Annotated in this window: 14 protein-coding genes; 8 read left to right on the forward strand and 6 right to left on the reverse strand. The window is 63.1% G+C overall.

Annotation, left to right across the window (positions count from 1 at the left end; translation table 11 throughout):
- The first annotated feature begins 304 nt into the window (after nucleotides 1–304).
- The gene (locus V9L18_RS15935; RefSeq protein WP_337348142.1) at nucleotides 305–1,138 is read left to right on the forward strand and encodes a hypothetical protein; all 834 of its coding nucleotides are present in this window, start codon (nucleotides 305–307) and stop codon (nucleotides 1,136–1,138) included.
- Between the two features lie 127 nt (nucleotides 1,139–1,265).
- On the opposite strand, the gene V9L18_RS15940 is transcribed toward V9L18_RS15935, so the two are convergent.
- Together V9L18_RS15940 and V9L18_RS15945 are read right to left on the reverse strand one after the other, a co-directional pair.
- Nucleotides 1,266–2,762, reverse strand: coding sequence for a flotillin family protein (locus V9L18_RS15940; protein ID WP_337348143.1), 1,497 nt, complete (start codon nucleotides 2,760–2,762; stop codon nucleotides 1,266–1,268).
- A 147-nt stretch (nucleotides 2,763–2,909) separates the two neighbouring features.
- On the reverse strand, nucleotides 2,910–3,644 hold the full coding sequence (locus tag V9L18_RS15945; RefSeq protein ID WP_337348144.1) for an NUDIX hydrolase: 735 nt from the start codon (nucleotides 3,642–3,644) through the stop codon (nucleotides 2,910–2,912).
- Between the two features lie 103 nt (nucleotides 3,645–3,747).
- Here V9L18_RS15945 and V9L18_RS15950 point away from each other — a divergent pair, with 103 nt between their 5' ends.
- Entirely contained in the window at nucleotides 3,748–4,776 is a 1,029-nt protein-coding gene (locus V9L18_RS15950) for an SPFH domain-containing protein (RefSeq protein ID WP_337348145.1), read from the forward strand.
- 9 nt (nucleotides 4,777–4,785) lie between these two features.
- Complete coding sequence (locus V9L18_RS15955) at nucleotides 4,786–5,685, forward strand: hypothetical protein (protein WP_337348146.1); 900 nt, start codon at nucleotides 4,786–4,788, stop codon at nucleotides 5,683–5,685.
- A 42-nt stretch (nucleotides 5,686–5,727) separates the two neighbouring features.
- On the opposite strand, the gene V9L18_RS15960 is transcribed toward V9L18_RS15955, so the two are convergent.
- Nucleotides 5,728–6,546 (reverse strand): CPBP family intramembrane glutamic endopeptidase, encoded by an 819-nt coding sequence (locus tag V9L18_RS15960; protein ID WP_337348147.1) that lies wholly within the window; start codon nucleotides 6,544–6,546, stop codon nucleotides 5,728–5,730.
- A gap of 195 nt (nucleotides 6,547–6,741) precedes the next feature.
- Between V9L18_RS15960 and V9L18_RS15965 the strand changes: the two genes are divergently transcribed.
- The 3 genes from V9L18_RS15965 to V9L18_RS15975 all read left to right on the forward strand — a co-directional run bounded on the left by V9L18_RS15965 (nucleotide 6,742) and on the right by V9L18_RS15975 (nucleotide 9,691).
- Nucleotides 6,742–7,209 carry a DUF4383 domain-containing protein gene (locus V9L18_RS15965; RefSeq protein ID WP_337348148.1) on the forward strand — a complete coding sequence of 156 codons (468 nt, stop codon included), beginning with the start codon at nucleotides 6,742–6,744 and terminating at the stop codon, nucleotides 7,207–7,209.
- 144 nt (nucleotides 7,210–7,353) lie between these two features.
- A complete protein-coding gene (locus tag V9L18_RS15970) occupies nucleotides 7,354–8,883 on the forward strand; it encodes an FAD-dependent oxidoreductase (protein WP_337348149.1) in 1,530 nt (509 codons plus the stop codon).
- A gap of 70 nt (nucleotides 8,884–8,953) precedes the next feature.
- The gene (locus tag V9L18_RS15975; RefSeq protein ID WP_337348150.1) at nucleotides 8,954–9,691 is read left to right on the forward strand and encodes a hypothetical protein; all 738 of its coding nucleotides are present in this window, start codon (nucleotides 8,954–8,956) and stop codon (nucleotides 9,689–9,691) included.
- Nucleotides 9,692–9,749: 58 nt separating this feature from the next.
- On the opposite strand, the gene V9L18_RS15980 is transcribed toward V9L18_RS15975, so the two are convergent.
- Together V9L18_RS15980 and V9L18_RS15985 are read right to left on the reverse strand one after the other, a co-directional pair.
- Nucleotides 9,750–10,340 carry a hypothetical protein gene (locus V9L18_RS15980; protein WP_337348151.1) on the reverse strand — a complete coding sequence of 197 codons (591 nt, stop codon included), beginning with the start codon at nucleotides 10,338–10,340 and terminating at the stop codon, nucleotides 9,750–9,752.
- Between the two features lie 20 nt (nucleotides 10,341–10,360).
- Entirely contained in the window at nucleotides 10,361–10,630 is a 270-nt protein-coding gene (locus V9L18_RS15985) for a hypothetical protein (protein WP_337348152.1), read from the reverse strand.
- Nucleotides 10,631–10,872: 242 nt separating this feature from the next.
- On the opposite strand from V9L18_RS15985, the gene V9L18_RS15990 reads away from it, so the two are divergent.
- Nucleotides 10,873–11,142, forward strand: a complete 270-nt coding sequence (locus V9L18_RS15990) for a DUF1016 N-terminal domain-containing protein (RefSeq protein ID WP_337348153.1) — start codon at nucleotides 10,873–10,875, stop codon at nucleotides 11,140–11,142.
- The gene (locus V9L18_RS15995) at nucleotides 11,139–11,504 is read left to right on the forward strand and encodes a PDDEXK nuclease domain-containing protein (protein ID WP_337348154.1); all 366 of its coding nucleotides are present in this window, start codon (nucleotides 11,139–11,141) and stop codon (nucleotides 11,502–11,504) included. The genes V9L18_RS15990 and V9L18_RS15995 overlap by 4 nt, the downstream gene beginning before the upstream one ends.
- A 169-nt stretch (nucleotides 11,505–11,673) precedes the next feature.
- Here V9L18_RS15995 and V9L18_RS16000 read toward each other — a convergent pair whose 3' ends face one another.
- Nucleotides 11,674–12,108, reverse strand: a complete 435-nt coding sequence (locus V9L18_RS16000; protein ID WP_337348155.1) for a hypothetical protein — start codon at nucleotides 12,106–12,108, stop codon at nucleotides 11,674–11,676.
- Between the last annotated feature and the right edge of the window lie 91 nt (nucleotides 12,109–12,199).

Consider the following 12,199-nt stretch of genomic DNA (forward strand, 5'->3'; position numbering starts at 1 on the left):
AGAAATGCCGCATCCCGCGCCGACTCCGGCAGGACCGGCATCTGCCCCACTGCGCCGAAGAAGAGTCAGGGGCCCGGCCTTCGAGGTCCCGACTGCCCCGGAATCGTCACCCAAGGCGGACGCTGCGTCACCTGCAACCGAAGTAATTGCAGCTGTAGCACCCACGACGTCAGCTCCAAAAAGCGAGGCCGTGCCGGAGACAACGCGACGGTCCCGGGAGCGACGCGAACCAGTTGGAAAGCCCGCAGAGGCCACACCCGTTGCGGCCCCAAGGAGCAGGCCGGCGACAGCACATAGCCCACAGATGGCATCCGCTTTCACTTCCGAGGCCCAAGCCGTCCTCAGGAGGGCCGCTTCGCTTCGCGTCATGGGTCATCGGATGGCCGTCGTTTCCAGCGCCCTTGCCGTAGTGCTTGCGGTCGGAACGGCCAGCCAGGCTACCGAGCTGCCCTTTTTCGGCAATGAGTCCTCCGTCCAAGATGCCCCCGACGCAGCTGATGCGCCCCATACGACGAAGGGGACGCTGCCCACGTACAGCAGCGGACGTGCGGCACCACAGCCAGCCGCCTCCACTCCCCCGGGCACGCCGGGCGCCGCACCGGCAGAGGCCACCCCGGGCACTGATGATTCCCAGCCAGGTGAGGATCCCGGCGCCTCTGCCTTGCCAGCCGTGGCCGACCTCCCGATGCCAGTGGACGCGCCCACGCTGGACGGGATGCTCGCGGCATCGCAGGCCACGGTTCCGCCATCCCCCGGGCCCACGGTGATCCTCGAGCCACCGGTCATGTCATCGGCCACACCCGCCGCGCCGACGTCGTCGGCTGGCCCCGCACCGGCGGCGCCCTCAACGGCGCCGGCTCCGGCAACCTCACCCACACCAACAGCCTCGTCGCTCCCGCCCACTGCTACAGCTACAGGAGACGCCTCAGAAGAAGCAGTCGACACACGCTCGTATGCCACCGCCCGCCTGGCATCGTATGGATGGGGCGCGGAACAAATGAATGCCCTGAACCAGTTGTGGGACACGTCAGTAAAATGGCGTCCCAGCCAGGTGGATAGAGGATTGAGCTACATCAAGGAGCGCCACGGCTCCCCCGCAAAAGCCCTCGAGTTCGGCGCCACAAACAACTGGTACTGAGTCAGGGGCCCCTTAGAAGACGTAGCCACGAAGACACCAGAACGCCGCGGACCCGCAAGGGGTTCCGCGGCGTTCTGTTGGTTCCGGCCGGGTTATCCGGCGGACCCGTCCCCCGGTCCGGGAGTGATCACTGTGGTCCGGCCTGTTCCTTGACTGCGCCGTTGCCGGTGCCTCGCGTGGACGCGGCGGGGGTCGAATTGCCAAAGTTCTTAAGCATTTCGATGACGTCGAACCCGGTGGTGTCCTTGAGCATCTGTGCCGTCTGCTGGACACCCGAGGAAACATTTTTGCTCACCTGGCCTGCGCCGTCGTTGGAGATGACCGTCATATTGCTGATGGCGCTCATCGGCGCAGCGATTTCCCGGGCGATGGAAGGCAGAACCTCCAGAAGTTTGTTCAGGATGGCTGCCTCGTTGAACTCGCTGTATGCCTTGGCCTGGGCTTCGATGGCCCCTGCCTCAGCCGTACCACGCAGGCCAATGACATCGGCCTCGGCTATACCCTTGGACTTCGTTACTTCAGCCTCGGCAAGGCCACGGATCTTGTTGATCTCGGTTTCGGCATTGCCTTTGGCAGTGTTGGCTGCTGCCAGGGCCTTTGCTTCGACCTCGTTGCCGGCAGCCTTGAGCTTGCGGGTTTCGAGTTCAGCGGCAGCTTCAACCTTCGTGGCTTCCGAGATGCGGGTACGTCGGGCAAGGTCAGCCGCTGCTTCAGTTTCAACCTTGTACTTGGCGGCGTCGGCAGGCTTGCGGACCTCGATGTCGAGTTCCTTCTCGCGAAGTTCGGCCTGGCGCGCCACAACCTGTTGGTTCTTCAGGATAATCGCCTGCTGCTGGTCGGCCTGGGCAAGGGGGCCGGCGGCGTCAGCCTCCGCCTGGCGGGCATCCGTTTCCTGCTTCAATTCGGCGCGCCGGAGAGCCAGCTTCTGCTCAGCTTCAGCCGTCTTCTGGTCTGCCAGGGCCTTCGCTTCCGCCGCCTCGCGCTGGGAGTTCGCTTCGGCAATACTGGCGTTGCGTGCCACCAGGGCGGCCTCCGGCCGGCCAAGGTTCTTAAGGTATCCGCCCGCATCGTCAACCGATTTGATCTGGAACGTATCGATGACCAGACCCTGGTTGGTCATGGAGTGCTCGGCTTCTTCCTTAACGGATGCAGCAAACTGGGCACGGTCTTTGATGATCGCGTCGACGCTCAAGGTACCCACGATAGAACGAAGCGAGCCGGAGAGGGTTTCCTGGGTGTAGTGGTCAATCGCGTCCTGCTGGTCAAGGAACCGCTGGGCTGCCTTGCGGACAGAAATCTTGTCGCCCCCGACCTTTACCTGTGCAACGCCGGTCAGCTTGAGCTGTATGCCATTGTTGGAGATGGCTTCGATGGTGACTTCAACCTGGCGCGAGGACAGCGAGATGTGGCTGACGCGTTCAGTGATGGGGTTGACGAACGCCCGATTGTTGATGATGACACGGGACTGGTCATCCGAGGTCTCGTCCGTCGTATTCGGATCACTCTTGCCGGTGATGAGCATGGCCTCATTCGGCTTGGCAAACCGGATGCTCGAGGTGTAGAAGATAAATCCTGCGATGAGCAGAAGGGCCAGTGCGCCCCCGCCAATCAAAAGTACTGTCATTGTTTCCCCCTATGATGTGTCAGATCGCCCTGGTCATCGCAGATCATGGAGCCCCGGAGTCCAAGTGCGGACTCAACCGCTGCCACAACTTTGTGTGGGCCCCAATTGGCGACAGGCGTCATGCATCAAACCCTACCCGGCAGGGCTTCAGTCCCGCGGCCGCATGATCGGGGGGTTGAGTACAGCCCGCACCGGCTGCCCTACTGCCGGCCGGGCTGCCGGAGCCAGGCGGAACAGGGCCGCTGGCCGGCCGGCGTCCCCCGCCGTCGTCCGCCCGGTATCTTCCAGGAAATCGGGGGTGCCTGTGGCCTTGCGGTGGAAATTCCGGGGGTCGAGCCGGGTGCCCCAGACGGCCTCATACACTGCCCGGAGCTGGGCAATGGTGAACTCTTCGCCGCAAAAAGCCGCCCCCAAGGGCGAGTATTCGAGCTTTGACTTGGCCCGCTCCAAGGCGTCAGCGAGGATCCGCTCGTGATCGAAGGCGAGCTGCAATCCGCCATCCAGGAGCTGGCCCACGGGGTACCAGGCCGCGTGTTCAGCATCGCTCCCTGCCGCGAGAACAGGAAAGTCGGGCGCGAGCAGCAGGTGGGCCACAGTGAGTACATCCCCCCGCGGATCGCGCCCCTTGGGGCCGTAACTGCCCAGTTGCTCCAAATGGCCCGGGAGCTGACCGACGCCGGTCTCCTCCGCAAGTTCCCGGCCGGCCGCGTCCAGCAGTTCCTCGCCGGCCAGCACGAAACCGCCCGGGAGGGCGAGTTTGCCGCGGAAGGGATCAATGAGGCGGGTGATCAGGAGGACGTTCAGCTGACCGTCGCGCACGGTGAGGGCGACGACGTCGACAGTCACCGGAAAGCGCGCCGGCGCAGCAGGGGTTTCGGTCATGAAGCCCATCCTAGGTAATTATCGTCATCTTGACAATAAGTTCCAGCGAGTCGTAAGGTTAGTTATCGTCGAAGTGACGACAATAAATCATAAGGAGAACCCCATGGCCAGCATCAAGCGTTACCCCTGGATCAGCCACTTCCTTGGCAGCCCCACCGGCTACGTCGTCCACCTGCAGAAAGGCCAAGTCAAGCATCAAGGGGTGGGCCAGGCATTCTGGTTCCGGCCAGCGAATTCGGTGCTCAGCGAGGTCCCCGTGGACGACCAGGAGCTGCCCACCCTGTTCCATGCCATCACCCGGGACCACCAGGACGTGAGCGTCCAGGCCAATGTGACCTACCGTTTTATCGATCCCGTCTCAGTATCCAACCGGCTCGACTTCGGTCTCCAGCATGCCGGTGCAGCCCCGGCCACCGGTCGCGAGCAGGTGGCCACAATCATCGGCCAGTTGTGCCAGAGCCACGCAATCGACCAGATCGCCACCACCACGCTCGCCGAAGCCCTCGAGCGCGGTGTCAGCCAACTCCGCGCTGTCCTCACCGAAGCGCTGAGGACCGACGCGCGGCTGCTGTCCACCGGTATTGAGATCCTCGGGGTCCAGGTCCTGGCGGTCCGGCCGGAATCCGACGTCGAACGGGCACTGCAGACGCCCGTCCGCGAAAAACTGCAGTCTGAAGCCGACCGGGCCGTGTACGAACGCAGGGCCGTCGCCGTCGAGCGTGAACGGACCATCTCCGAGAACGAAATGGCGAGCCAGATCGAACTGGCCACCCGGCGCGAACACCTGGTTGCCCAGGAAGGCGCCAACGCACGGCGCCAGGCCGAGGAAAAGGCCGCCGCCGGATTGATTGAGGCCCGGGGATCCGCCGAACGGAAGGACATCGGTGCCGCTGCCGAAGCAAATCAGATCCGCCTGGTCGGTGAGGCCGCCGCAGCCAGGGAAGCCGCCACCATGGAGGTCTACCGGGGCATGGAGCAGGCGACGTTGCTGGCCTTGGCGCTCCGCGATGCAGCCGGGTCTTTGCCGAATATCGGCAACCTGACCATCACGCCGGACCTGCTCAGCGGAGCACTCGCAGGCCTGTTCAGGGAGCCCGCCACCCCCACGACGCCAACCGCACTCACCAAGTAGGGCCACGCCATGGCAAACCCCCGCCTCGTCATCGTCCACCGGCGGACTGAGCTGCAGGAGTTGCTGGACCGGCACGCCACGCGGGGCCAGGCCGAATTCTTCCTCCGCACCAGGGGCCGCAGTATCCAGGACGTGCAGGAGCGCCATGACCGGCTCACCGCAGCCCTGGCGTCGCTCCGGACCGCTGTTCCCGCCGAGTGGCGTCATGCCGAAGTGGAACGCGCGGACCTTAGCCGTTTCCTGCTCACACCTGAGGATGTCATCGCCGTGGTGGGGCAGGACGGGCTCGTGGCCAACGCGGCAAAATACCTCAACGGCCAGCCCGTGATCGGGATAGACCCGGAGCCCGGAGTGAACCCGGGCATCCTGGTCCGTCACACGCCCAGGGATGCGGCAAGGCTGCTCAAGGAAGCTGCAGCGGCCTGGCCTGCGGGGCGGCTGGGCTGCCATGAGCTCACTACCGTGACCGCGCGGCTCGACGACGGCCAGGAACTCTCGGGACTCAATGAGATCTTCATTGGGCATGCCTCACACCAGTCGGCACGGTACCGGCTGACCGCGCCGGATGGACGGTCCGAGCGCCATTCCTCGTCCGGCCTGATCGTCTCTACCGGCACGGGAGCCACAGGATGGTGCGCATCAATCGCCCTCGAACGCGGAGGACGCCCCCTGCCCGCACCAACAGATACCCGCCTGGCCTGGTTCGTCCGCGAAGCGTGGCCCTCCCCCATCACCGGAATCTCGTTGACCGAGGGTGTTTTGGAGTCGGGCGAAATACTGCACATAACCGTTGCATCCGACCAGCTCGTCGTGTTCGGCGATGGCATGGAAGAGGACCGCCTCACGGCATCCTGGGGCCAGGAAATCACGGTACAGCTGGGCGAACGGCCGCTGCGGCTCGTGATGTAGGCATCCAGCCCCCTTAATACGGGCGATGTCTGCGGAACCGGCTCAGTAGAGGAAGATCGGCAGCCAGTCGCGGTTGTGGGCATGCACCAGCGCGAGGAAGAGAACGAAGTCGAAGAGCAAATGCACCGACACCACATAGGTGAACGATTTCGTCAGCTTGAACGTGTATCCCTGCAACAGCGCGAACGGGAACGTCAGCAGCGGACCCCAGGCCATGTAGCCGATCTCCCAAAGGAAAGACGAAAAAACCACGGCCTGAAGGATGTTGGCGAGCCAGTCCGGGAAGTGCCGCCGCAACAGGGTGAACGTGGTGCAGATGAAGAACAGCTCGTCCCAAATGCCAACAGCGTTCACACCGAGGAAGAGCCGCCAGAAGATGGTGGGGTCGGACGCGTCCGGCCAGTTTTGGTAGACCCCTGTGCTGATCAGGTACACCGGAAGAATAAAGTACCCAAGGGCCACAACAGCAATCAGGTATAGTTTCGCGCTCAACGGCCAGCGGCGGCCCGTGTTCACGGGAAAGGTGATGATGTTCTCGCGGTAGGCGAATCGCGACACGAGCCACGGTAGGAGCACGGCCAGCGCAAGGGCACCACCCATGAGGGTCATGTGTGTGATGCTCAGGTCAGCGTTCAAGGGAACCAGGCTGATGATAACCATTCCCCCGGCAACCAGCACCAGGTGCCGCACGAACTCGCGGTCGATCAGTGCCGCGGTCACCAGGCTCGTGGCCAGCAGCCCGTAACCAAAAAGGTCATTCTCGACGCCAAAAAGCAGCACTCCGGATGCCGAGAGCAGGACCGCTGGCAATAGCTTCCAGGTGAGCGCGGTCCGGGGCGGTTGCGTCGAAAGCGTTGTCACCTCTCAAGCATGTCACTTCTGGAAAAGATGGAGCGGCAGGCAGTATGTTCCCGTCGGCCCCCACGGCACTGTTTCCCCTGCCCAGGCGCGGTTTTCAGGAGTACGATGTGGGCGTCGGCAGGATTCCTGCGACTCCTTGCCGCGGTCCGGTTCTCCACCTGAAGAGCCGGCAGTTTGCGTGAATGGGAGACCAAAATGACTACCGCTTCACACCCCGCCCACCACCACATGATGGGGTTGACGCTTCACAACACCGCCATGATTGTTGGTGCCGTTTTCCTGCTGGTAGGCGTCCTCGGGTTCATCCCGGGAGTCACCACCAATTACAGCGCCATGACCTTTGCTGGACATGAGTCCGGGGCCATGCTGCTTGGCGTCTTCCAAGTGTCCATCCTGCACAACATCGTGCATCTGCTGTTTGGCGTGGCCGGCATTGCCATGGCCAGGACAAACCGGATGGCCCGCTGGTTCTTGCTTGGCGGCGGCGTTGTGTACCTGCTGCTGTGGATCTACGGCCTTGTCATTGACATGAACGCGGCCGCAAACTTCGTGCCATTCAACACAGCGGACAACTGGCTGCATCTGGTCCTGGGTGTTGGCATGGTGGGCCTGGGCCTCTGGCTGGGCCGGGATGCCATGGAGAAGAAGGAAAGCGTTATGTAACTCCTCCACGGTTCGTGGAAAACCGACGACGGCGGCCGTCCCCCGGGTAAAATCCCGGGCCGGCCGCCGGCTGTCCCTCTGCGGCGGCGGCTGACGCAGCGCAAACCACAGCCGGGTAGTAGAGCAGGATCCTGAGGTGAGGCAGTGAAGGATGCAGCGGACAGTGATCGGCCCGAAGGTGAACCTGCCTCTCTCTGGGTCGCGACCGCCGGAACCACCGATTTTCCCGTCCTGAGCGGAGATCTCGACGTCGACGTCGCAGTAGTCGGGGCGGGCATCGCAGGGCTCACCGCAGCGCTGGCGCTCAAACGGGCTGGCCGGAGCGTAGCGGTCATCGATACCGCCCGCATTGGAACGGGCGTCACCGGCAATACCACCGGCAAGGTCACTTCCCTCCACCGCCTCGCCTATACGGAACTTGCACGCAGCCATGGCACTGGCACTGCCCGAATCTATGGGCAGGCCAACCAGGCAGCGATTGAACACGTCGCCCAGGTTGTGGCCTCCGAAGCGATCGACTGCGACTTCCGCAGGGTCGCCAATTACACCTACGCCGAAACTGACGACGCGCTCGACCTCGTGCGCGCCGAAGCCAACCTTGCCGCCCTGCTCGACCTCCCAGCCACCTTCACCGTCGAGGTGCCCCTGCCGTTCCCCGTCAAGGGCGCCGTCCGGTTCGACGGCCAGGCACAAGTCCATGCCGTGAAGTACCTCCAGGGTCTGGCCCGCGCGGTAAATGGCGAGGGCAGCTTCGTCTTCGAGGAAACCCGCGCGCAGGACGTCCATGACGGCTCACCTGCCCGAGTCGATACCGACAACGGCAGCATCCGGGCCCGCGACATCATCGTCGCCACGAATGTGCCGTGGGGCGGCCAGGGCCTGTTCTACCTGCGGTCCCATCCGCACCGCTCCTACATCGTGGCCGGGCGCTTGGACACGCCACCGCTGGACGCCACCTTCATTAGCGTCGACGAACCGATGCGCTCCATTCTGACCGCCAGCGTCAACGGGGCTAGCTACGTGCTGACGGGCGGCGAGGGCCACAGCGTGTCCGAGCCCGGCGACACAGCCGCACGCTACCGCAGGCTCTCAGCATTCGCCCACGACCGCCTTGGCGTGGACAAGATCGCCTACCGCTGGTCAACACAGGACGGCATGCCGCTCGACGGGCTGCCGTATGTGGGACTGATGTCCCCCACTGCCAAACACGTGTATGTGATCACCGGGCTGCGCAAATGGGGCCTGTCCAACGGGACCGCTGCCGCGCTCATTCTCGCTGACACCCTCAGCGGCCGGAAGAACCCATGGGCCCCGGTGTTCAACAGCAACCGGATCACGCCGGTTTCCAGCGCCAGACGGTTCGTGAAGGAGAATGTCAGGACCGTGGCGGCCGTACTGGCTGGCAAACTGGGTGGCAGGTCCAGCCAGGCGGACCTGCTGCCGGGCGACGGGGCTGTCATCAAAGTCAACGGTCAGAGCACCGCCGTGTACAGGGACGCCGACGGGGAGATCCACGCAGTCTCCGCCACGTGCACCCACCTGGGCTGCACCGTCGGCTTCAACGCCGCCGAGGCCACCTGGGACTGCCCCTGCCACGGCTCCCGTTTCACTACCGACGGGGCCGTCATTCATGGGCCCGCTGCCAAGAACCTCCCTCCCGCACCAATGCCCTGATCGCCTTCGAGGTCTTTCCCCCGGTACGTTGGACTCAACAACGAGAGACGACCATGCGAACAGGTGCTCGATGAAACTCGAAAAAGCGCAGCGTCCAGCTGACTGGCTGAACCGGATTGACCGCTCGGCCAAAGTCGAGGGCATCGTACCCGCCGTCTTTGAGTCATATCTGCGCATTCTCCACAAAGCTCACCCCGCCGGGACAGCTGCTCCTGGCTACAATTTCTCCCCCGAGGCAAGCTGGGAGGCTGTCGCGACTGCACTGGGGCGCAGGCTCTCACCTGGAATCAGATGGGCCGAGCTCTCCGGAGCATATGGGGAGCCGGCATCAGTGCCGGGGCTTGGCACCGTGTACCCGCCTGAGGAAGGCCGCCTCGATGGCGCAGGATTCCGAGCCTTGGCCCGCGTCCTCAGCAAGACGACTGACGGACCCGTCCTGGCAGCGTTCTGGACAGGGTGGGAGCCAGTCGTAGAGGACAGTGAATCAGCAAGGGCCATCCGCCAAGGGGACACCGTCTCCATCCAGGGCGAGCAGTACGTGCTCTACAGCCTTGAAAGCCGCGAGCTGGCCGACGCCAGGTGGATGCTGACGCCGGCATTCGGATGGGCTCAGGGAAACGGTCTCACGCCCAACTACCTGTGGCCGGCAGACGGAAGCTGGTGCCTTGGCACGAGTATCGACCTTGACTCCAGCGTTCTCGGAGTGCCCTCCGCTGTCCTGTCTGAAGTGGAAGCGCTCCCGGAGCTCGAAACTCTTCATGTCACGCCCTTCACCGACTTGTCCTCGTCAATACCGAAACACCGCTGAAACGGTGAGGGCACCGCGCCCTTCGGCGCGGCACCGTCAATCGTGTGCTTGTGGGAGGCTATTTGCCGCAGCTCAATGGGGTCTTCACCGTCGAAACTGATGAGTAATACGTCCGTCCCGCCTGCACGCTGGTTCCGTTCGTTGTTTGCACGAACGTCGACGTGTTCCAGTTCTTACAGAACCACTCGAGAGAAGTCAGCGTCAGGCTACGAGTGTTATAGCCCGTTTGACCTCTGCTCGCCATGGGGACCCAGGAAAGACCACCCCATTCCACGATGTACAGCACGCTGCTGTGGCTGATCTGACTGGGCGTTCCGACCAGGCATTTGGTATAGGGCTTGGCTCCGACCGAGCCGTAGCCGGACGATTGCCTAGGGTGCACGACTGAGGGATTAAGCGTGCAGACGTACGGGTCAAAGGCTTGGGTGGTAATCATCTCGCCGGTGGTCTCACCGGCTAACTGCTTATAGATGGCTGGCTGGCCCGCGATCTTTTGCAGCTTCTGCAGCTCGGCGACTTCTTCTGGCGTAGCTTTACGTTCGGCCGTATTGCCCTGTCCGTCCTTCGGTGCGGCGTAGGCGGCCTGCGCCGAGGTCAGGACGAGGCTGGCCATCGCCCAGGTGAGCAGTCCCAAAACTTTCTTGTGCATGTTTCCCCCTTTTGTCGCGGCTACCAATGGCAGAACGTAGCCAAATTTGTGTTCGCCAACAGGAGGGATTCCTCCTGGCCGTCATTGGCGGCCGCCGCTGCCCCTTCCGGGTCGTTGGCCACGACATATGGGGCGTAGAAGTCGAAGCCGTCTGTCCACGCGTCGAGGGTCGTGCGTAAATCCCCGTCAGTGCGCGCGGCCACTTCTTCAAAGCCTTGAAGAAGCAAATCGGCGCTCTCGCGGCTCACGGGTTGATTGGCCACCGGCCACGACAGGCTGGCCCGGTCCATGGTGTTCTCCAAGGACACGCGAGCCTCGGAGGTCGACAATTTGGGAGCTGACGGGTCAGTTCGGGATGAGGATATCGCACAGCCTGCCGAGAGATGATGCATGCAAGGGCAGCGGCGGCCGCTAGTCCGTCGAATCGAGTATTCACTATTCAGAACCTCCAGTGGTCTTCTGAGATAAGTCCACACATTTATGGGAATGATTCTCAATTGGCCGTGGTCCTAGATGTCAGGGACGCTTCCCTATGTTGCAACAGCCTGTTGCAACATTGGGAAGGGGCCACAACGTCATCCTCCTCGACAAACTTGGGGACTCGGACGCCCGGCTCTGGTACGCAGCCGCCGCCGTCGAAAATGGCTGGTCCCGTAACGTACTCGCCCACCACATCGAGACGAAACTCCACGAACGTTCCGGGAAGGCGATCACCAACTTCCAAGCGACCTTGCCGTCGTCGGGCTCGGACCTTGCCCAGCAGTCTTTCAAGACTCCTACGTCTTCGACTTCGTGGCCATGACGGGCAAACGGAATGAGCGTGAGCTCGAGGGGCAACTGGTGGTGCACGTCGAAAGGTTCCTGTTGGAACTCGGCCAGGGATTCGCTTTCGTTGGCAGGCAAGTCCGGCTGACTATCGGGGCGGACGAATCTTTCGTCGACCTGCTGTTCTACAACCTCAAGCTCCGCTGCTTCGTTGTGGTCGAGCTGAAGGCCACTGCCTTCAAACCCGAGTACCTGGGCCAGATCAACATGTACATGTCCGCCGTGGACGATCTTCTCGCCCATGCGGATGACCAGCCGACCATCGGTCTACTGCTGTGCAAAACCAAGAAAACAACGTGGTGGCCGAATACTCGTTGCGGGGCTTCTCCAAGCCGATAGGCATTGCCGAATGGGAATCCGAGATAGTGAAGTCCCTGCCGGAGGAATTCACCTCAACACTGCCGAGCATCAGCGAACTCGAAGCCGAGCTGTCGCAGGGCCTTTAGCCAGGGGATCCAGGCAACCAGGCGGAATCACCGTGACTCAGACTCGTTCGAACGAGGACACCTCAGTCGTGTTTCACCGCAGGGCTTCGCGTTCCGCTGTAGGCCACGCCGACCCCTGCCAGGAAAATCAGGACTGCGAGGTAGACCGGGCCGAGGTGCCCAAGCGTGGCCAGACCCCACGGGTAATGTGCGGGGAGGGCCACGGCGAGGCCGACGGCCGGGACCACAACTGCTGTGGCGAAGGCCCACCGTTCCCCTCGGCGCACCCCGAACCAGGACAGGCCCGCAATGGCGAGACCGGTTGCAGCGATGAAGCCGCTGAGCGCTATGTGCAGATGGCTGATGTAGTGATGCAGCTGCGGGCTGATCGCCTCGACTTCCGCCATCCCCTTGTCCACTTGATCGGGGCCGATACCCAGCTCAAGGAAGGCGCCCGTAAAGTTGAGCCCCAGGAAGACTGCGGCATACGCAACGAAAGCCAGCCCCGCAAGCGTCATGAGAGCGGCTCCCGCCCTAAGGCGGGCCTGGTTCCCCGGGGTAGTTTGGATAGCAGTCACAGCCGCCGCCCCCTCTCCTCTTCATGTAGGT

The sequence above is a fragment of the Pseudarthrobacter sp. CCNWLW217 genome, assembly GCF_037203985.1.
Classification (GTDB): Bacteria; Actinomycetota; Actinomycetes; order Actinomycetales; family Micrococcaceae; genus Arthrobacter.

Coding starts and splice junctions, on each gene's coding strand:
- V9L18_RS15935 (WP_337348142.1), top strand. CDS start 305: ATGGCATCCGCTTTCACTTCCGAGGCCCAAGCCGTCCTCAGGAGGGCC.
- V9L18_RS15940 (WP_337348143.1), bottom strand. CDS start 2,762: ATGACAGTACTTTTGATTGGCGGGGGCGCACTGGCCCTTCTGCTCATC.
- V9L18_RS15945 (WP_337348144.1), bottom strand. CDS start 3,644: ATGACCGAAACCCCTGCTGCGCCGGCGCGCTTTCCGGTGACTGTCGAC.
- V9L18_RS15950 (WP_337348145.1), top strand. CDS start 3,748: ATGGCCAGCATCAAGCGTTACCCCTGGATCAGCCACTTCCTTGGCAGC.
- V9L18_RS15955 (WP_337348146.1), top strand. CDS start 4,786: ATGGCAAACCCCCGCCTCGTCATCGTCCACCGGCGGACTGAGCTGCAG.
- V9L18_RS15965 (WP_337348148.1), top strand. CDS start 6,742: ATGACTACCGCTTCACACCCCGCCCACCACCACATGATGGGGTTGACG.
- V9L18_RS15975 (WP_337348150.1), top strand. CDS start 8,954: ATGAAACTCGAAAAAGCGCAGCGTCCAGCTGACTGGCTGAACCGGATT.
- V9L18_RS15980 (WP_337348151.1), bottom strand. CDS start 10,340: ATGCACAAGAAAGTTTTGGGACTGCTCACCTGGGCGATGGCCAGCCTC.
- V9L18_RS15985 (WP_337348152.1), bottom strand. CDS start 10,630: ATGGACCGGGCCAGCCTGTCGTGGCCGGTGGCCAATCAACCCGTGAGC.
- V9L18_RS15990 (WP_337348153.1), top strand. CDS start 10,873: ATGTTGCAACAGCCTGTTGCAACATTGGGAAGGGGCCACAACGTCATC.
- V9L18_RS15995 (WP_337348154.1), top strand. CDS start 11,139: ATGACGGGCAAACGGAATGAGCGTGAGCTCGAGGGGCAACTGGTGGTG.
- V9L18_RS16000 (WP_337348155.1), bottom strand. CDS start 12,108: ATGACGCTTGCGGGGCTGGCTTTCGTTGCGTATGCCGCAGTCTTCCTG.